This window comes from Weissella confusa, from assembly GCA_041871065.1.
GTDB classification, from domain to species: Bacteria; Bacillota; Bacilli; order Lactobacillales; family Lactobacillaceae; genus Weissella; species Weissella confusa_A.
The window spans coordinates 587,532-608,530 of sequence record CP168942.1 but is presented as its reverse complement, the minus strand read 5'-3'; the positions used below and the strand labels follow the sequence as shown (position 1 = coordinate 608,530).

The following is a 20,999-nucleotide window of genomic DNA, read 5'->3' as shown; positions in this document are numbered from 1 at the left end:
GTTAATTGTCTCCTGGGTGATTAGCTTCCCACGCTGTTAAAGGTGCTGGGAACTTTTGTAGCGCCGTCGGAATCTCCCGAACTGACGCAAAGTTATATTTGTCTAAGGCTGCTGGCAGTTCATCAACAAGCTTACTGATGAAGAGTGGGTCCTCGGCATTCATTGCCCCAACTTGCACGGCAGATGCACCAGCTAACATCAACTCTAGCGCATCGTCCATTGAACGAATACCACCAACGCCAATGATTGGAATATCAACAACTGATGCTGCTTCCCACACCATGCGGACGGCAATTGGGTGAACTGATGCGCCTGAGATGCCACCCGTACCACGGTAAAGACGGACTTGGCGTGATGCAATGTCCAAACTCATTCCCACCACTGTGTTAATCAGCACTAGTCCATCAGCACCCGCGGTTTCGACAACTTTTGCAATTGGCTTAATGTCGGTAACATTTGGTGATAGCTTGGCGTAAAGTGGCTTATCCGTCACTTCACGAACCGCAGCAACAACCTCAGCCGCGCTATCTGGATCAACTCCGAATTCCATGCCACCCTTATCAACGTTTGGGCATGACAAGTTAAGCTCCAATGCCTTAATGTAATCGAACTTATCAAAGACCTTTGCCAAGGTACGATATTCAGCCACTGACTCACCAGCGATTGAAATCATCACTGGCAAGTCTGGCAATTGTGTTTCCAACTCAGGCAGAATTTCAGTTGCTACCTTATCCATCCCTGGATTAGCCAACCCAACTGAATTCATGATGCCGGCTTGTGTATTGATAATCCAAGGTTGCGGGTTACCACGACGTTCATCAACCGTTGTTGTCTTCAAAACCAACGCACCCATCTTGTTCAAATCAAAATCCTTCATGTGGTCAAGTCCGTAATAAAAGGAACCTGATGACGGCATGAATGGGTTCTTCAAATCCAAACCTGGTAGTTGTACTGCAAATCGATCTTCAGTCATGATAAATTCTCCCTCTTTCTATATGTATCCCAGCCGCAGCCGGGTATTTTTTATCTCCTAGTCCATTGGCGTAACAGCGAATGATTGTGATTCCAAAACGCTCAACAAGGCCGCCACCGTATCGAATGCCGTGAACAATGGCACCGCATTTTCAATGGCTGCGTTACGAATCAAACGACCATCTGACATCGTCGTTCCGTCTTGACGCGTGGTGTTCACAACGATTTGTAGCTTACCTTCACGCATTGCCGTCACAGCATTGTTATCAGTTTCGCTAATCTTATCCAACACCTCAACACGCAAACCGTTCTGCGCGAAGAATGCGCCCGTTCCAGCCGTAGCAACCAGTTGGAAACCAAGGTCATCGAAGCGACGTGCCAAGGCCAGCGCTTCTGCCTTGTCTTCGTCAGCAACTGTGAACAGTACGTTACCAAATGTTGGCACCTTAACATTTGATGCCACGAATGCCTTATACAAAGCCTTTTCGAACGTTGAATCTGATCCCATCACTTCACCAGTTGACTTCATTTCTGGTCCAAGCAATGAGTCAACATCTGGCAACTTCGTGAATGAGAAGATTGGTGCCTTCACGTGAACTGTCTTTGGCTCAGGAATGACACCCGTTTCAAAGCCCATGTCAGCCAATCGCTCTCCTAGCATGACGCGCGTTGCCAATTGTGCCAACCTCAAGTGCGTCACCTTTGAAATGAATGGCACTGTACGTGAGGCACGTGGATTAACTTCGATCACGTATGCCGTATCCTCATGAATAACGAATTGGACGTTCATCAAGCCGACCGTGTTCATTGCCTTTGCCAAGTCGATTGACGCAGCCACCATCTCATCCTTCACCTTTTGTGAAAGCGTTTGAGCTGGATAAACTGACATTGAGTCACCTGAGTGCACACCAGCACGCTCAATGTGTTCCATGACACCAGGAATAATCACCGTTTCACCGTCTGACAAAACATCGACTTCCGCTTCTGAACCCATCAAATACGAGTCAATCAAAACCGGGTGATCATTTGAGACTTGCACGGCACGTCCCATGTAATCCGTCAATTCGTCTGGATTCGTCACAATTTCCATGGCGCGGCCACCCAAAACGTATGATGGACGTACTAGGACTGGATAACCAACTTCATCCGCTGCAGCCAATGCGCCAGCCACAGTTGTTGCCGTCTTACCAACTGGTTGTGGCAAACCAAGTTGCTTAATCACTTGGTCAAACTCTTCACGATCTTCGGCACGGTCTAAGTCCGCAACCGTCGTTCCCAAAATTTGCACACCATGTTCAGCAAGTGGTGCGGCCAGGTTAATCGCCGTTTGACCACCGAATTGCACGACAACACCCTTTGGTTGCTCTAGCTCGATAACGTTCATCACATCTTCCAACGTCAACGGTTCGAAGTACAACTTGTCTGAAACTGAGAAATCCGTTGATACCGTTTCAGGATTTGAATTCATGATAATGGCTTCGTAACCCGCAGCTTGGATTGCCTTCACCGCATGTACCGTCGCATAATCGAATTCAACACCTTGTCCGATACGGATTGGTCCAGACCCCAATACAAGGACGCTTTCCTTATCCGTCACAACTGACTCATTTTGCTGTTCATAAGTTGAGTAGTAGTACGGCGTTTGTGATTCAAACTCAGCCGCTACCGTATCAACCATCTTGTAGACTGGTTGGAGTCCCATCGCTTGGCGCATTGCGCGCACTTCAGCGACTGTCTTGCCCCAGAAGCCAGCAATCGTCTTATCTGCAAACCCGTTACGCTTGGCCAATTCAAGTGTGTCAGCATCCCCAACGTTTTGCTTCAACGCTTGTTCTAGCTCGACCAAGTGCAATACCTTATCCAAGAAGAAATAATCAATCTTCGTGCGGTTGTGGACATCATCAATTGACACACCGCGGCGGAACAAATCTGCAATCATGAACAAACGATCATCACGTGCTGGCATCAACGCATCTAGCAAATCCGCATCCGTCGTGTTATCAAACGTAATGTCGTTCAAGCCCGTCGCACCAATTTCTAATGAACGAACGGCCTTGTTCATGGCTTCCTCGATGTTACGACCGATGGCCATCACCTCACCAGTTGCCTTCATTTGCGTTCCCAAACGACGGTCAGCTGTCGCAAACTTGTCGAATGGCCAGCGTGGAATCTTAACGATAACGTAGTCCAAAGCTGGCTCGAACTCAGCCATCGTCGTCCCCGTTACTGGGTTAATGATTTCGTCCAACGTCAAGCCCACCGCAATCTTGGCTGCCATCTTGGCAATTGGATAACCCGTCGCCTTTGATGCCAAAGCAGATGAACGAGATACACGTGGGTTAACTTCGATAATGTAGTACTTAAACGACTCAGGATCCAAGGCCATTTGGATGTTAACCCCACCCTCAATCTTCAAGGCGCGGATAATCTTCAAGGCCGCATCACGCATCATTTGTAACTCGCGGTCAGCCAACGTTTGTACCGGCGCAACCACGATTGAATCACCTGTGTGAATCCCAACTGGATCAAAGTTTTCCATCGAAGCCACAATCAAGGCGTTGTCAGCGGCATCACGCATCACTTCGAATTCAATTTCCTTGAAACCGGCGATTGAACGCTCAATCAACACTTGCGTAACCGGTGACAATTCCAATCCATTCGCTGAAATCTCAACCAATTGTGCGTGGTCGTTGGCGATACCACCACCAGTTCCACCTAGCGTGTAGGCTGGACGCACAATCACTGGGTAACCGTGCTCGTCGGCAAACGCCACCGCTTCTTCAACTGTCGTCGCAATCGTTGATTCGGGCACCGGCTCATTCAAGCGATCCATCAAGTCCTTAAACTCTTCGCGATCTTCAGCCTCTTGAATGGCTGATAGCTTCGTTCCCAAAAGTTCGATGTTCAACTCGTCCAAGATGCCCGCTTCAGATAAATCCTTGGCCATATTCAAACCGGTTTGACCACCCAGCGTTGGCACGATGGCGTCAGGACGTTCCTTGCGCAAAATGCGTTCCAAGAATTCCAATGACAACGGCTCGATGTAAACCTTATCTGCCATCTCAGTGTCAGTCATGATTGTAGCTGGGTTTGAGTTAACCAAAACTACTTCATAACCTTCTTCTTTCAATGACATCGCCGCTTGCGTACCTGAGTAATCAAATTCAGCCGCTTGTCCAATGACAATTGGTCCTGAACCGATAACCAAAACCTTCTTAATGTCCTCGCGCTTAGGCATGTGCCGCCCCCTTCTTCTCTTCAGCAATCATATCCAAAAATTGGTCAAACAAGTATTCAGCATCGTGTGGACCAGGCGCAGCATCTGGGTGGAATTGCACTGAGAATGCTGGGCGGTTCTTCAAACGAACGCCTTCAACGGTGTGGTCGTTAATTTCTTCGTGTGTGATTTCAAGGTTCGTTCCAACAATTGATTCAGCTGAAACGGCGTATCCGTGGTTTTGTGACGTGAAGTCAACGCGACCATTCGTAAAGTTGCGCACCGCGTGGTTAAAGCCACGGTGACCAAACTTCAACTTGTACGTTTCTGCCCCGTTAGCGAGTGAGAATAGTTGGTGACCCAAGCAAATTCCCATCAATGGCAAGCGGTCTTGCAACGTACGAATGACATCTAAGACACCTTCAACTGACTCAGGATCACCAGGTCCGTTTGAAAGCAACACGCCATCCGGATTCATATCCAAGATTGTCTTCGCATCAACGTTAGCCGGGAATACCATGACATTCACACCGCGCTTAGACAACGCACGTAGAATTGAATTCTTCAAGCCAAAATCAATCATCGCAATTGAGACACCTTCTGTTGGATTCACATAAGTTGTCTTCGTCGTTACTTCTGCAACTTGTTGGTTTGAAAGTTGCGTTGCTTGCAAGTCAGCAACCGTTGTCTCCGTTACTTCGTCAACAATGGTCGCCTTCATAACACCGTAATCACGGAGTTCCTTCGTCAACGCACGTGTATCAATGCCCGTCAAACCTGGCAAATCCATCGCTTCAGCCCATTCCGCGATTGACATTTGTGAACGCCAGTTCGATGGGCGTCGCGCAATTTCGTGCGTGACAATCGCCGATGCAGCAGGCTTCAATGATTCAAAATCATCACGGTTAATCCCGTAGTTACCAATCAATGGGTACGTAAACGTCAAAATTTGACCGTGATAAGACAAGTCAGTAATTGATTCTTGGTAGCCTGACATGCCTGTGTTAAAAACCAATTCTCCAATAACCGGCTTCAATGATCCGAACCCCTCGCCGGCATACACTGAACCATTTTCCAAAACCAGATAGCGCTTCATGTTCTTCCCCTTATGCTTCATAGACAACGTCGCCGGCGACTACCGTCAACACTGTTTGTCCGTAAATTGTTTCCCCGATAAATGGTGTATTCACACCCTTTGATACAAATTCATCTGCCGTAATTGTGTGGGCCGTCTCTAAATCGAACAGCGCCAAGTCTGCAATTTCGCCGACAGCTAGTGTCGTTGGCGCTGACAAGTTGAACGCCTTGGCCGGTTGCGACACCATCCAGTTTAGTAGCTGTTCCAAGCTCGCAATTCCTGGCTTAACCAAGTGCGTGTATAGCAATTGGAAACTCGTTTCAATGCCAGTAATACCAAACGCAGCCCCAACAAATGAACGTTCCTTTTCTTCGACGCTGTGTGGCGCATGGTCAGTCGCAACCATATCAATCGTGCCGTCTAGCAATCCCGCGATTACAGCAGCGCGATCTTCTGGCGCACGTAGCGGTGGGTTCATCTTAAACAAGGCGTTGTCACCATCAATATCGTTTTCATCCAACAACAAGTGGTGTGGTGAAACTTCTGCTGTCACCTTCACGCCCATTTGCTTACCCATACGTACCAAGGCAACTGATTCCTTCGTTGACAAGTGAGCGACGTGGTAATGCACCCCAGCAGCCTTGGCTAATACCAAGTCACGCGCCAGTTGTGATGATTCAGCCAATGGGTCAATCCCGGGTAGCCCAAGTTCTTCAGAACGCTTGCCAAGGTTCATCACCCCACCGTTCATCAAAGATTCATCTTCCAAGTGTGCCACCAATGGACGGTCAACAGATGCAGCCGCCTTCATTGCCGTTAGCATTGTGGCTGCGGTTTGAACGCCCTTACCATCATTCGTGAAGGCAACCGCACCGGCATCGGCCAACGCTTGAATGTCGCTCACATCATCTGACGTCAAGCCTTCCGAAATCGCAGCATACTGTTCAATGTGCACAACACCATCACTCGCATTCTTAGCTTGGACTTGTTGGAACGCCGAAACCGTTGCTGGTACTGGATTCAAGTTTGGCATCGCTGCTACTGTCGTAAATCCGCCACGCGCTGAGGCCTTTGACCCAGTTGCAATGGTTTCCTTATATTCAAACCCAGGCTCTCGGAAGTGCACGTGAATGTCAACCAAACCTGGCGTTAGCAAAGCACCCTTTGCATCAATCACGCGGTCAGCTTGTGCATCCAAAACCACATCAATCGCTGCAATCTTGCCATCCACAACCAATACGTCTTGGTTAATCAATTCATCATCATGTGACACAACTTGTGCATTCTTAATTAGCAAACTTGCCATGTTAGTTCTCCTCAGTTAAAGCGTTCAAAATCGCCATGCGGGCATAGACACCGTTTGTCATTTGTTGGAAGATACGTGACTTACTTGCCTCAACCAATTGATCCGCAATTTCTACCCCGCGGTTAACTGGTGCTGGGTGCATCACGATTGCCGAATCCTTCAAGGTGTTATAGCGTTCTTCTGTCAAACCGTATTCAAAGTGGTACGTAATTGGTGAAAAGTCTGCATTTTCAACGGTTGCAATGCGTTCGTGTTGCACACGTAGCAACATCACGACATCTAAGTCGGCCAAATCATCATCAAACGTCGTATACGTGCCGAACTGGTCAAAATCTGCTGGGTACCAGTCTTCCGGACCAGCAAATGAAACCGTTGCGCCTAGTCGTTGCAAAATTTCAGCATTCGAACGAGCCACGCGTGAGTGTGATAAGTCACCAACAATGCGGACCTTCAATCCTTCGAACTTACCAAACTCTTCATAGATAGTGACCAAATCCAACAGGCTTTGTGATGGGTGTTGGCCGTTACCGTCACCAGCATTAACAAGCTGTGGCATGTAAGGCGTTGCTTCCTTAATCAATGGCGCATACCAGTCATTGATCTTGTGGCGCAGCACCACAACGCTTACCCCGATGGCTCCCAGCGTCTTAAGCGTATCGCTCAAGCTCTCACCTTTTTGAGTTGAGCTGGTTTGTGGGTCAATCATGACCTGGTGCCAACCTAGGTTCGTTTCGGCAACCTGGAAGCTCGAATGTGTGCGTGTTGAATTTTCAAAAAATAGATTGGCGACCAATCGATTTGACTGTTCAACACCCTTTGATCCGTTCTTATAAGCCAACGCATCTGCAATCAAAGTCATAATCGTCTCGGTTGGTAAATCGTTCAAGTTAACAAAATGCCGCATGTGCCACTCCTTTTCTGCAATAAAAAAGCCTCGTGAATCCAGTGATTCACGAGGCTGTGCTTCTGATTAGTCTGGTGGTAGTCCTTCCCCATGCGAGTGTTGAATTTCCCCTGTACCCCTAATCAACGCAACCCTTTGTAGCCTCACGGGACTAAAAATTTAAAAGGTTATTTGTTGTTGAAAATACTATAGCACGGGCATTTCATGACGTAAATATGACTTTTTACCAATCAAAATTTCATAAAACGTTTAACGTGCTGCTATGATAGCATTCTTGTTTTTATTACAGTTTAATTACATTTTACTAATTGGGTTAAATGCTTCTTTTTGTTTAGTATATGGGGTTAGTGGTGTGTGTCCGTCCTGTCGGCCGGAGTGGCTGGGGGCTTCTTTGGGCCCGCTAAACGAGGAGTGTCAAAATAGTGGCGGGCGGAGTCCACGGCTTTGCCGCGTACACCTTTACCCCTTGTAGCACTAAGCGGTAAAACCGTTAAGCGCTACTGCCACATATTTAGCCACTCCTCGTTCTATACGCGGGGCGCCCGCCCCCAGCCACAGCAGCCAATATATGCTAGTCTGTTGTAGATTGTCATCCACCGGAAAACAAATGGTGAACAGTTCCCCTTTTCAGTCTTGTGGTGGATGACAATCAAACAAACATAGTATTGCCCGGCTGCTGTGACCTGCCCCGCCGAGCGTATAGACCCAAGTGGACCTTGACCCGTGGGTGTGGGTTCTTAGCGGTTTTACCGCTTAGAGCCACGAGGAGGTAAAGGTGTACGCGCCATCGGCGTGGACTCCGCTCCCCACAGGTTATGGTCCACTTGGGTTAGCGAGCCTAAAGAAGGGGCAGGTCACTCCGGCCGTTAGGACGGACACAAACCACCCACTAACGAAAAAGCACTACAACCCGAAGATTGCAGTGCTTGCGATTAGCTAATTTGTGCTTCTTGTTCACGGGCCATAAAGACGTCGTCGTTGACGCGGATCATGTGTCCACGCAATTGGAACTCTTCAACACCCTTTGAGATAAACTTGGTCAATTGCATCTTACCAACGTGGAGGTACGCAGCTAGCTCAGCTTGCGTGCGGAAACGGTGTTCACCGTCGACTTCATAACGCCACTCGTTGGCTGCTTTTTGCCATTGTTCATGTGCCCATGCCACTACTTCAGGGTGATCCAAATCACCACCGTACTTGGCCGCGCGCTTCATCATCTCAGGAATCCAATTCATGTCTCCACCTCTCACTTTCTATCTCTTCTTTTTTTCATTTGCCCCTTGGCTATGAACTAAGATTAAGACATAAGTGCGGGTATCTACCTAAAAGTGCCAGAATTGACACAAATATCGCAACTTTTTTTATTCGTCAAGCGAATCGTTTTGCATTTGTTCAATTCCGTTAATCAAATTGAAGTGATGACGAAGCGTATCGGCAATGAAATTCCGTTCGTTTTTAAATAGTTGATTCCCCGTTAGGTGCTGATAGTCACAGACGAAATCCTCGAAAGCAGCCAAACCGACTTCGGGATAGTCGAAGAACATTTGATAAACCCGGTAAACATCTAGGCGCCAGCGCCAGGTTGCAAACGTGAAAATACGTGGGTCACGTTGGACCTCGCCTTCCGCGATTTTTAGAATGCGGTCAAAGGCTTCGCGATTGTCTTCAAGCAAATACTTCAACAATACAAACTCAGCGTTGTTTAAAATCGAACTAATTGGTGCACGGAATACCTGGCGATTATGCATATACTCATCCGCAATCCCGAGTCGTTTGATGATGAGGTCGATATCATCCAAATCAACAAACGAATACGTCACCAGGCGATGTTCTGCTTCATGCCATTCGTCCAAATGTAGTAAGTAATCCGTAATTGTTTTGGCCAAGTCAATTTGGATAATGCTCGTTGGATCAAAATCGGACAGTTGCTGATTCACATAGACCTGGAACTCCAACGCTGTTTCATAATCGGCATGATTACCCGTGCGACCATACTCAGCGAGTGCCTGTTCAGCCACGGTTTGATAGTCGTACGGATTAACATCAAAGGCTGCAAAACGATTTTTAGCCTTGGAGTTTGGATTCACCTGGAAAAACACTGTTAAATCCGCTGGCAACAATCTCAAGTACTTCATCATATCGAACAAGTCTTCCAAACGAATCGCCACTTCTTGGTGAATAATCCGGTACAACTTGGAACGTGTGACCCCATACTGCGTTAATTCACTACTATTGATATGTTTGCCCTTAATCAAATAACGCAGGGCGACCCCAAAACTATCTGGCATTTCCGCCTTGGGTAAGTCATCATACGTCGTTGAAAACATACTTGGTGCGTCGTGTTTCATGTGGTGTCGCTTCATCGTGAGCGCTTGCCAGAGTCCAGGAAATGACATCGTGTCGTATGTCATTCGTACCTCCTGACTACCTCGCTTAACAGCCACTGCAATCCATTCCGCGAATTGGCGCTCAGCTGCCGGACTGCTTTCAATGTAATACGACTTCAGCATCTTGGCGAATTGACGGAGCATAAACAACTCAACGTTGGATGGTCGCGCTGGCTGGTTAATAATGGCATCCAACACAAACAGCATCGTCGGTAACGATTTCAGCGTTGGGCGCATCAAGTGTACGAGCGCATAATAATGAATACGCAAAATCGTTAAGTAGATTGGCATTGGCATGTAGCCTGCGAATATCCCGATACTCTTAGTGAAGATTTCATACATTCGATAGAAACGCTTTGGGGTCAACTTATCCGCGATAATTGAAAACAGTTGAATTTCGAAGAACGTAAACAACTGATAATCTTTCAGTTCTTCATAGATAGCTGTCACAAACGGTTTGCAGTCTACGCCCTGCTTATGCGCAATCAGATATTGAAACGCCAGATTATATTGGAAATAAGCCACCAATTGCGTACGCTGGTATTTTTCCCACAAGGCTTTTTGGTAAACCTCTAATTCAGTTAACGTCAAATCACGGGCGCGGAGTAAATTCAATGTAAACGGGGCTTGCACGACATCAGTATCCACAACTAATTCGGCAAATGAAATCGTCAGCACATCCATTAAAATCTGCAGATCACTGATTGCCAAATCACGTTCGCCGCGAACAAAAGCAAAATATTTACTTTTCGAAATCCCGTTATCCACAATTGTTTGGACAGAAACGTTCTTGTTTTTACGAATTTCATTAATCCGTTCGGCAATCATCTGCGTCATGGTGGCTTCTCCTTTCATCATTTCTTTCATGATACCCACAAACTATGAAAAAAGCGGGCGATTTTGTCTCATTTTTGATACTTTCCGTTAAATGGGACTTACAGCTAGCTATACTAATAACATCAAGAGAAAAGAGATGAGGATTTTCATGAAGAATTTGATGCCAAACTGGATGTTGACACAAATGCCCGCCACTACGCGCGCAACATACGAAGCACACGTTGAGACGACTAAGAAAGCCTTGAAGAAGTAGCAAAAACGACCCGCACAATTTTGTGCGGGTCGTTTTTTTAGGCTAGACCATATATGTCATTGATGTCGTTAAGCAACACTTGGTATCGTGATGTGATGAATGCCTTGCCTGTTAACATCTGGTAATCCGTAAAGAAACGTTCTAGTTGACGCATTGCCTCAACCGGATCATCGAAAAATGTCGCGTACAAATTATTCACTGCCATTCGTGTGCGCCAATTTGCCCACTGCATAATTTTACTGTCGCCAGCAGCGGCCCGGTTCATAACGGTCAAAATCTTCTCAAAACGTGTTTGACCTCGCTTGAGTAGCGCCTGAATCAAGACCGGCTCCAAGTCGTGGAGCACCACATTAAGTGGCGTCCGGAAGATGTCGCGATTTTCCACGTGACGACTTAAAAATAGTGCCCGGTAAATAACATCTTCAGTATCCTCGCAATCCAGCATTGCCCAACGCGCAACACGGTGATCGGCTTCCTGCCAAACTTGTAGACTATCCAGATAGCCTTGTACGTCGCGCGCCAACTGGGCAGCATTATCGGATAGTAACCATTTATCCACTAGATGTTGCCCTGCTAGGCCACGATAGGTAAAACTATTCAACAAGTGACGCGGATTTTCAGTACGTTCATACGCATCTTCTTCCGTTTGAATCATCGTTTTAAAATCATCGGCCGTGCAAGCGGCGAACGAGTCATTCCAGTCCACGCCAGGTGTCCGAACGGTTAGCTTGGCATATACCGTGATATCAGTCGGCTCAACTCGTAGAATATGCATCATCTTAAGCATTTCCGTCAACGTCATTAATTTCGGTTGGTCAACAATCGTATCCAATCGTTGCTTGGAAATACCGAAACTCAGCAATTCATCTTTAGAAATGCCCTTCACCTTGCAAATATCCGCCACACTATCACGAATATTTTCATTCAACGAGACAAACGTTTGATCTTCATACGGCTTGGTAAACAAACTCTTGCCATCATTTTTCAAGTGACGACGCTTAGACGTGACCACTTGCCAAATGCCAGCTAAATCAAATGTCATTTCACCAAATGACATTAACGCAACTTGTCGGCGTTGTGCCGCTTCAATGAATATCCGGAACTCATTTTCCGCATGAACCGGATTGCCAAAGAAATATTCTTCTAAGAGTTCAGCATAATGAGCCAGCATGCGTAATTCCAAGTTACCCGCGTTATTCGGTTGCTTGGAAATGGCATGCAAAACAAAACGCATTGTTTCAACCGAATTCACTGAGTCATGAATCAACAACACCAAGGCACGATAATGAACGCGCAGCACAAGCTCACCGACCCGTTGTGGAATGTAACTCGTGAATTCTGGAACGCTACGGATAAAAATTTCATACAGCGGGTAGAATTCAGAAGCCCGCAACACTGGTGCGAGTTGTGAGAATACCTGCATTTCAAAATGAGTAAACATCTGATAGCGCGACAGCTCAGCCAAAATAGCATCTAGTGGCTCACGATATGATTCCTGCACACGTCGCTTATACAAAATATCGAACGTCAAAGCAATCAAATGAAAGCCCTTATAACCAGTATTACGATACTCTTGTTCTGTCTTATCACGCTTTTGTGACAGTTTTTCAGCCGACATCGTTTGCGCGCCATCTAGCTGTACACCATGGGTGTCATCCCATTCATCCGTATCCATCCACAGCTCGGCAAATGACATCGTCAACAAATCAAGCATCGTTGTGATTTCCCCAAGCGTAATGTTGTCATTACTATGCACAAACTGGCGATAGCGATCAGCCGAAATACCATTTAGGGCAACAGTTTCAAGCGAAACGTGCTTGGCATTTCGAACCGTATTTAATTTTTCAACAATTGTAGCCAAGTTACACCCCTCCCCAATGTTTAAGTTCTTTAAGGATATGGTAACTATACAAAAAAAGCAACAATCGCACTGGATTGTTGCTTAGATGGTTAACTAACCTGATTTTCAGTGAGGATTTTCTGAATGACCTCATCCATTTCTGGTGTTTTCGTCCATTCAGTGTATTCCTTGATGGCTACCATCTCTGGAATTTCAAAATTCTCATTTACATACTTTTCATACTTTTCAACGTTTCCTGAGTGCGGAATATTAATCTTAAGAATGCGGACACTCTTAATCATCCCCTGCTCAGCCGCGTACTCAGCTTGACCATTATGCAATAGATTTCCAATTTCTTTGTAGGTCGAGCCATCATTACGCGTAATTTCTTCAATGATATCAAGCGTTTGATACTCTGCAGCCATTATTAGTCTACCCCAACTTCTTTACGTACAACCGCAACGATACGGTCAACGTACTCACCAACAAGTTCTTCAGTTTGTGCTTCGGCCATGACACGCAACAAGTCTTGCGTACCTGAAGGACGAACTAGAACACGACCATTGTCGCCCATCTCAGCTTCGACTTCAGCAATCACTTGCTTGATAGCTTCGTTTGCCAACGCAGCCTTCTTGTCTTGTACCTTCACGTTAACCAACTTTTGTGGGAATACCGTCATCTCAGCCGCAAGCTCTGACAACTTCTTACCCGTTGACTTCATGACGTGCAACAATTGCAACGCCGTCAACATACCGTCTCCAGTCGTTGACCAGTCCAAGAAGACCACGTGACCAGATTGCTCACCACCAAGGTTGTAACCTGACTTCAACATCTCTTCAACAACGTAACGATCACCAACCGCCGTCTTAACAGATGAAATGTTGTGCTCAGCCATCGCCTTGTACATCCCAATGTTTGACATAACGGTCGTCACAATTGTGTCTTGCTTCAAACGACCGTGCTCTGACAAGTACTTACCCGTGATAAACATCACCTTGTCACCGTCAACGATGTCACCGTTTTCGTCAACGGCAATCAAACGGTCACCGTCACCGTCAAAGGCCAACCCAACTTGGGCACCATTTTCAACCGTGAACTTAGCAATTGCTTCTGGGTGTGTTGAACCAACGCCCTTGTTGATGTTCAACCCATCTGGTGATGTTGCCATCGTAACGAAATCGGCACCCATATCAGCAAACAAGTTTGCGACAAGACCTGATGTTGCACCATTGGCAGCATCAATGGCAATATTCATGCCATCCAAGTTATCAGGAATCGTTGTTTGCAAGTACTCAAGGTACTTGGCAGCGCCTTCTGGGAAGTCTGAAACAGTTCCCAAACCTTCAGCAGCTGGACGAGGCAACGTATCCTCTGGTGCATCCAACAACGCTTCAATTTCAGCTTCCAATTCGTCTGACAACTTGAAACCATCAGCACCAAAGAACTTGATACCGTTATCTTCAGCAGGGTTGTGTGACGCTGTGATTTGTGCACCAGCATCAGCCTTTTGTGCACGAACCAAGTAAGCAACACCTGGCGTTGAAATAACGTTCAAACGCAAGATTTCAATTCCAACAGAAAGCAAACCAGCAATCAATGCATGTTCAAGCATTTGACCAGACATACGTGTATCACGTCCTACCAACACACGTGGGCGACGTCCTTCAGCGTGACGCGTCAATACCGCACCACCCATTCGTCCTAGTCGAAAAGCCAACTCAGGCGTTAGCTCCTTGTTCGCGATACCGCGAACCCCATCTGTTCCAAAGTAATGTAATTCAACCATGTCTTAATTTTGCTCCTTCGGCGTAATTGTAATCGTTACTGTCGTTGGATCAACGCTGTCTGTACCTTCTGGCGTGTTAACAGTAATCATCTGTGATGACGCACTTGCAACGCCAGACAAATCAACAGTAACTGGAATTTCCTTTAATTTGTTTAATACATCAATCTTACCACGAACCGTGATTTCATTCACAGAGCCTGTAAGATCGAAATTATCGGCATTGCCGTTCTTTGTTTTAATTGCAATCGGCACTTGCTTCGTGCCTGTTCCAGCAGAAACTGGAATCTTCACCGTCGTCACTTGTGGTGAAATCGCCACGTCAACCACGTGACCATTCACATCAAGCGCTTGCAGATTAACTTCCTGTGAAACAGATTTCTTCGTATCACGTTGCAAATTAACCGCAGCGACAACGCTTGCAACTGAATCAATTGCACTTTGACGTCCCATCAATTGCACGTTATTCACTGAAGATGTCACCGTACCAACTGTGTAACCATCAGCAATCGCATCCTTATTGTAGTCCGTGTGGACCGTGTAATAAGCAGACGTACGCTTGTATATAGTAATCGTTAGTTTCTGCTTCGCTAGCTTATAAGTCAAATCGCGATTCAACCCTGAAACTTTCAAAGCAACTGTGTGCTCACCATCAGTCAACTTCTTCAAATCAGCATAGACTTGGAAGTTCTTAGTGTTCTTAGCGGCCGTTACTAACGCTGATGAACCGGTTAGCGTCACATCAACCGTATCCGGCACCCCGTTAATGTAATAGTCATCTGTATCAATCCCCGTCAATTGCACAGGTACTGCGACAGTTTCCGTTTTAGAGGATACCGTCCCTTTGAGCAACCCCGTGGTAGACTCGCTCGTCGCAGTCTTCGTACGCGTTGTCCCATTAGATTGGCCGTCCGCGTAGGCTGACATTAAGATGGCAACAAGCAAAGTCGCAACAACATAGACAATTTTGTCATATCCTTTTTTCATGTTACTTCTCACCTCGCTTACCAAATGGCATCACGCGTGACCACCATGTCTGCTTGACATCCCCATCAGCTGGCACCAACTGACGTGTTAAGTACTTGCGATAGTCTTCGCGAGACAGTGATTGCATCAATTCCGCATTACGCGTGATTGAGACATCCCCTGTTTCTTCCGACACAACAATCGTTAGGGCATCCGTTACTTCCGAAATACCCACTGACGCACGGTGACGAGTTCCCAATTCCTTGGGAATCGTTGGATTATCAGACAAAGGCAAGTAAGCCGCAGCTGCTGCCAATCGTGCGTCCTTAATGATAACCGCGCCATCGTGCAACGGCGTATTCGGGATAAACGTATTAATCAATAATTGACTTGAAACTTCAGCATCAATTTTAATACCCGTTTCAATGTATTCTTCCAAACCGGTTTCCATTTCAATTGAAATCAAGGCCCCGATATGACGCTTTGACATATATTGAATGGCATCATCCAGTTCATTAATCAAACGCGTTTCTTGTTGGTAAGCTTGCTTTTGCTTGAACAAAGCTGAGCGTCCCAAGTGTTCCAAACCACGACGAATTTCTGGCTGGAACACAACCACCAATGCAATAACTCCCCAATTAATGATTTGATCAGTCAACCAGGAAATGGTCGTCAAACCAACATACCAACTGATTAGCTTAACCGCGATAACGATACCAACACCACGTAGCAACGTGACGGCTTTCGTTCCGCGAATCAACATCATTAAGCGGTACAACAGCCACCAAACGATGACAATATCGATAATACGGACGACGCTAATAGTTTTTATGAGTGATTCAAAATCAATGTTCATAACGTCCCCCTATTCTTCTTCATCAGTCAACATACCAGCTTCAGCAAAATTAATCATCTGACGAATATTCAACCCCGTCTCCGCTGAGATAAAGTGCGCGTCGTACAAATGTTGCGTCGCTTCACGTTGGGCATTCAAACCGGCAACTTCTAGGTCCATGCGAACCAAGGCTTCTTGTTGCGGACCACCATGGTCATGCTTGTCGTGCTCAAGGCGTGAACGGTACGTAATAATCAAATTGTAAGCTGCCGTTTGATCAGTCTTTGAAGCTTGACCAGCTTCACTCTCAAGATAATCCGAAATCGCAGCAATCGCTTCCTTAGCCGCCTCATGACGAGCGACCTTGTACTCAGCAATCAAGCGATCAGATGAATCATCACTCAACCAAACACGAATTGAACGTCGTGTCATGATAACAAACCGCTTCAACTGACGCCACGTGCGCTTGCGCTTATCGTGCGTCACCAAGTCGTCCAAGTCAGCTTCCATACGATCAATGCGACGGTTTTCACTCGCAAAGACCAGTGGTGTAATGCGCTCTTCAACTAATAGCTTTCGTAGCGCACTACGCTCAGCATCCAACGCAATTTCACGTAGGTTGATTTCAGCCTTCAAAATTGGGCTCAACTTATCCGCCTTCATAAAGCGCATCTGCAACTGACGAATTTGCATTTGGTAACGCAAAATAATTTCGTAGGCAATCGCTTGATTTGATTCACGACGACGTGTCTCAATTTCACGAACCGCTGACTGCAACACATAAACACGCGCACGTGCTTCAGACATGTGTTGGGCAACGACCGGATGCGCTTCTGTGTCACCAGGTGGCACCTGTGTCTTGGGCTTTTCAGCCAACAGTGGCAAAAAGATAACCGCAGCCAACAACGAAATGATAATCGCAATCGCTGCAATAAATAGCATCAGTGAACGTTGTGGGAATGGTAACCCTGAGTCTGTCATCAATGGCACAGACAACACACCGGCCATTGTCACGGCACCACGGACACCTGATAATCCTGACAACAACGCCACACGCCAAGAAGCGGTTTCGTTCTTGTGGTTCTTCAAGCGAACCCATTGGTTAATGTATGTCCAAATCACACGCATACCGAAGATGACCAGCCACGTAATGACAGCATATAGCAACGCCATTGGTAGTGAAACTGAATTTCCGAGGTTCGTCGCCAATGGCAATTCAATTCCCAAGATAACGAAAATATAGCCATTCAAAAGATAACCAAACACGTTCCAGGTATTGATACCAACCACGTGCAACTCACCAGAATAATCTGCGTCATTCTGCGTGTGCAAATTCTGGACAATAGCAGCCACCACGACTGCGATAACACCAGATGTGTGTAATTCTTCCGCCAAAAGGTAAACCAAGAATGGTGTGAACAGTTGTAACACCACGCGGAAGACAACATCAGTATTACCGTGAGCTGATAACCAGTCGCCCAAGGTGTTCAATGCAAATCCCAATACTAATCCAACAACCGTTCCCATCAAAGAGATGTATAGGAAGTTAGATGTTGCGGCAAATAGTGAGAACGTTCCCGCTGAGGCAGCTGCGACAGCAAACTTGAATCCCACCAAACCACTGGCATCGTTAATCAAACTTTCACCAGCAACCAAGTGCATGATTGATGGTGGTAATTTAGCCTGCTTGGCAATCGCTGCCACGGCCACCGGATCAGTCGGTGACAAGATAGCCGCGATGGCCAAAGCGACCGGTAATGGTAACTCCGGTACCAAAGCATAAATAATAAATCCGCCTAAGATTGTCGTAATAAATACCAATAAAATGGCATTCCCGAAAATGGCTCCGCGAAGCTCCCAAAGTTCTTTCTTTGGAAAGCGCCAAGCATCGGAATACAAAAGCGGTGCAATAAACAGCAACAAGAACCATTCTGTCTCTAACTCAACGTGTAGATTAAAAAACAAAGCGGCCAGCAGACCCAAAGCGATTTGGATCAAGCTGACCGGCACACGTTTGAGGAAGTGAGACAAAATATTACTAATGACCACCAATGACGTTAACGCCACTATGGTTTGTAATAACTCCATAAATCCTCCCCTAATTCAATTACAAATTACAATCCCAAAATACGCACTTCAGTTTCTAAATCAACGCCAAACTTTTCCTTGACGACTGATTGCACGTGCTTAATCACGTTGATGTAATCTGAACCGGTTGCATTCCCACGATTTACGATGAAGCCTGCGTGCTTTGTTGACACTTGTGCGCCCCCAATTTGGAAGCCTTGCAAGCCAGCATCCATAATCAATTTGCCAGCAAAGTAACCTTCTGGACGCTTGAACACAGAACCGCAAGATGGGAACTCCAAAGGTTGCTTACTTGCACGCTTTTGGTTGAAATCTTCCATCTTGGCTTCAATTTCAGCACTATCTCCTGGTTCCAACTTAAATGTTGCGGCCAAGATGACATCGCCGGTTTCTTGTACCAAACTGTGGCGGTAGGCAAATGCCAATTCTTCGTTTGTGTACGTCTTAATTTCACCAGTTGGCGTCATAACGTCAGCTGATTCAAGCCATTCATCAACCTGACCACCGTAAGCGCCTGCGTTCATGTAAACGGCACCACCAACGGAACCGGGGATACCTGCAGCCCACTCGATACCTGACAAATCATGTTCACGAGCTACTTGGGTCACATCAATAATGGCAGCTCCAGCATGGGCTTTAATGCGCGTACCAGATACTGCGATGTCAGTCATCTTAGTCAAGAAAATAACTAAGCCCACTAGACCAGCATCCGTAATAATCAAGTTAGACGCATTTCCAAGGACTGTCACCGGCATTTCATTGTCGTTGGCGTACAACAAGACATCACGTAACTCTTCGTCATCATGTGGCCAGAATGCCCATTCGGCATTTCCACCAACTCGTGTGTTTGTGTATGCTGACAAATCAACGTTTTGTTGAATTTCTAGCCCTGGAAAGGCTGTCTTTAGTTGTGTTGTCATCACTCTTTCTCCGCTAAATAACTTTTACTAATTGTTTCAATGGATCAACCCCGAATTGCTCAGCTTGTGTCACCAAGATGCGTGCTGCTGCAACCGTATCATCCAAAGCGTTGTGGTGGTGTTCCAAATCAATGTTCAACGCAGCTGCAACTGTGTTCAGCTTGTGATTTGGTAGTTGGGGATACAACTTGCGTGAGGTACGGACAGTGTCCAACGACAAATAATGTGGCGCTGAAATACCATAGTGTCCTAACGTCTCACGCAATACCCCATTATCAAATGGCGCATTGTGCGCAATCACTAATTGATTTGGTGTATAAAATTGCTTGATGTGATCCCATACTGCTGGAAACTTCGGTGCATCAGCAACATCCGCTTCCGTAATACCGTGAATTTTGGTATTGCGGGCATCGAAATATGATTCCGGCTTAATTAACGTATAAAATTCATCAACGAGTACATTGTCGCGCACCACCACAAGTGCCATTGAAACGGCACTATGACGCTGTGCACTCGCTGTTTCAAAGTCCATTGCGACAAAATTCATGTTATCTATTCCTCAATTGTTAGTTTCTAATGTCGAGCATCATATCAAAGGCTGCTACCGGCTTGCCTGCACCGTCAAGGACGATTGCATCAGAACCAGCTACACGCTCAAAGCCAAACTTCTCATAAATATGAATAGCCGGCGCGTTATGTGCTTGCACCGTCAAACGGATGATATCGACTGAGCTATAATCAGTTGCCCAATCCAACATTTCCGCAATCAAGGCTTGGGCCAAGCCAAAGCCTTGATAAGCTTCAAGTACTGCCACACCTACTTCCACTTCGCGTGGTTGATTTGGTAACGCAGCCGCTGAAATAATGCCAAACAAGTCACCTTCGTCACTAGCTGCCAACAAAATAATGTTGTTGGTCGTTGATTGTAAGTAGCTGATATTATCGGCCTCGGTTACATCATCAACTTTGCCCAAATCCTGAGCCACCATGAAGGTCGTTGATTCTGATTGCAACTGATGCAACAACGCCAACATTGGCTTAGCATCTTGACCTTCAGCTGGTCTAATCATGACATCCATTACGCTTCTCCTTCGACAGCTGCTAATAGTGCCTGGCTACGAGGGCCTTTTGCACTAACCGTAATTGTGCGTTGGTTACCTGTCGTGTCTGATGCGACACGATCCAAGTCAATCGTTAACACATCAGTTGGCAATTCAGATTGGATAAACTCTGACCATTCAATCAAAGCAACACCCTCACCGCCAAAATATTCAGCTAGGCCTAATTCTTCAGCCCCACCTTCTTCACCCAAACGATAAACGTCCAAGTGGTATAGTGGGAAATTTTCTGTTTGATATTCACGTACCAATGTAAATGTCGGACTCTTCAAAGGACGCTTAATACCAAGCGCCCTGGCAAATCCTTGGGTAAAGGTTGTTTTTCCGGCACCAAGGTCACCGTTCAATAAGATCGTGTCCCCTGGTTGGACATTGGCCGCTAGTTTAGCAGCCAATGCTTGTGTTTCTTCTACTGTATTCACTGCTAATCTCATAGCTATAAGTATACCATTTTTGACAGACAGATTACAGACGAAAAAGGAAGCCGTTTCCCAT

17 protein-coding genes are annotated in these 20,999 nt (G+C 46.3%); all 17 read right to left on the bottom strand.

Annotation, left to right across the window (positions count from 1 at the left end; genetic code table 11):
- Position 1: 1 nt before the first annotated feature.
- Positions 2-973, bottom strand: a complete 972-nt coding sequence (locus tag ACAW68_02650) for a dihydroorotate dehydrogenase (GenBank protein XGA16486.1) — start codon at positions 971-973, stop codon at positions 2-4.
- A 57-nt stretch (positions 974-1,030) separates the two neighbouring features.
- On the bottom strand, positions 1,031-4,210 hold the full coding sequence (carB, locus tag ACAW68_02645) for a carbamoyl-phosphate synthase large subunit (protein ID XGA16485.1): 3,180 nt from the start codon (positions 4,208-4,210) through the stop codon (positions 1,031-1,033).
- Positions 4,203-5,285 (bottom strand): carbamoyl phosphate synthase small subunit, encoded by a 1,083-nt coding sequence (locus tag ACAW68_02640; protein XGA16484.1) that lies wholly within the window; start codon positions 5,283-5,285, stop codon positions 4,203-4,205. Before ACAW68_02640 ends, carB begins: the two co-directional genes overlap by 8 nt.
- A gap of 10 nt (positions 5,286-5,295) precedes the next feature.
- The gene (locus ACAW68_02635) at positions 5,296-6,573 is read right to left on the bottom strand and encodes a dihydroorotase (protein ID XGA16483.1); all 1,278 of its coding nucleotides are present in this window, start codon (positions 6,571-6,573) and stop codon (positions 5,296-5,298) included.
- A gap of 1 nt (position 6,574) precedes the next feature.
- Positions 6,575-7,477 (bottom strand): aspartate carbamoyltransferase catalytic subunit, encoded by a 903-nt coding sequence (locus ACAW68_02630; GenBank protein XGA16482.1) that lies wholly within the window; start codon positions 7,475-7,477, stop codon positions 6,575-6,577.
- A 932-nt stretch (positions 7,478-8,409) separates the two neighbouring features.
- A complete protein-coding gene (locus tag ACAW68_02625) occupies positions 8,410-8,712 on the bottom strand; it encodes a hypothetical protein (GenBank protein XGA16481.1) in 303 nt (100 codons plus the stop codon).
- Between the two features lie 126 nt (positions 8,713-8,838).
- Positions 8,839-10,701 (bottom strand): helix-turn-helix domain-containing protein, encoded by a 1,863-nt coding sequence (locus ACAW68_02620; GenBank protein ID XGA16480.1) that lies wholly within the window; start codon positions 10,699-10,701, stop codon positions 8,839-8,841.
- A gap of 290 nt (positions 10,702-10,991) precedes the next feature.
- Positions 10,992-12,815 carry a hypothetical protein gene (locus ACAW68_02615; GenBank protein ID XGA16479.1) on the bottom strand — a complete coding sequence of 608 codons (1,824 nt, stop codon included), beginning with the start codon at positions 12,813-12,815 and terminating at the stop codon, positions 10,992-10,994.
- 89 nt (positions 12,816-12,904) lie between these two features.
- Complete coding sequence (locus ACAW68_02610) at positions 12,905-13,219, bottom strand: hypothetical protein (GenBank protein ID XGA16478.1); 315 nt, start codon at positions 13,217-13,219, stop codon at positions 12,905-12,907.
- Positions 13,220-13,221: 2 nt separating this feature from the next.
- Positions 13,222-14,580 carry a phosphoglucosamine mutase gene (gene glmM, locus ACAW68_02605; GenBank protein ID XGA16477.1) on the bottom strand — a complete coding sequence of 453 codons (1,359 nt, stop codon included), beginning with the start codon at positions 14,578-14,580 and terminating at the stop codon, positions 13,222-13,224.
- Positions 14,581-14,583: 3 nt separating this feature from the next.
- Positions 14,584-15,564 (bottom strand): YbbR-like domain-containing protein, encoded by a 981-nt coding sequence (locus ACAW68_02600; protein XGA16476.1) that lies wholly within the window; start codon positions 15,562-15,564, stop codon positions 14,584-14,586.
- A gap of 1 nt (position 15,565) precedes the next feature.
- The gene (cdaA, locus tag ACAW68_02595; GenBank protein XGA16475.1) at positions 15,566-16,399 is read right to left on the bottom strand and encodes a diadenylate cyclase CdaA; all 834 of its coding nucleotides are present in this window, start codon (positions 16,397-16,399) and stop codon (positions 15,566-15,568) included.
- 9 nt (positions 16,400-16,408) lie between these two features.
- On the bottom strand, positions 16,409-18,466 hold the full coding sequence (locus ACAW68_02590; GenBank protein XGA16474.1) for a Na+/H+ antiporter: 2,058 nt from the start codon (positions 18,464-18,466) through the stop codon (positions 16,409-16,411).
- Positions 18,467-18,492: 26 nt separating this feature from the next.
- The gene (murB, locus tag ACAW68_02585; protein ID XGA16473.1) at positions 18,493-19,386 is read right to left on the bottom strand and encodes a UDP-N-acetylmuramate dehydrogenase; all 894 of its coding nucleotides are present in this window, start codon (positions 19,384-19,386) and stop codon (positions 18,493-18,495) included.
- A 13-nt stretch (positions 19,387-19,399) separates the two neighbouring features.
- Positions 19,400-19,933 carry a 3'-5' exonuclease gene (locus ACAW68_02580; GenBank protein XGA16472.1) on the bottom strand — a complete coding sequence of 178 codons (534 nt, stop codon included), beginning with the start codon at positions 19,931-19,933 and terminating at the stop codon, positions 19,400-19,402.
- Positions 19,934-19,952: 19 nt separating this feature from the next.
- Positions 19,953-20,465 (bottom strand): GNAT family N-acetyltransferase, encoded by a 513-nt coding sequence (locus tag ACAW68_02575; protein XGA16471.1) that lies wholly within the window; start codon positions 20,463-20,465, stop codon positions 19,953-19,955.
- Complete coding sequence (tsaE, locus tag ACAW68_02570; protein XGA16470.1) at positions 20,465-20,938, bottom strand: tRNA (adenosine(37)-N6)-threonylcarbamoyltransferase complex ATPase subunit type 1 TsaE; 474 nt, start codon at positions 20,936-20,938, stop codon at positions 20,465-20,467. The genes ACAW68_02575 and tsaE overlap by 1 nt, the downstream gene beginning before the upstream one ends.
- Between the last annotated feature and the right edge of the window lie 61 nt (positions 20,939-20,999).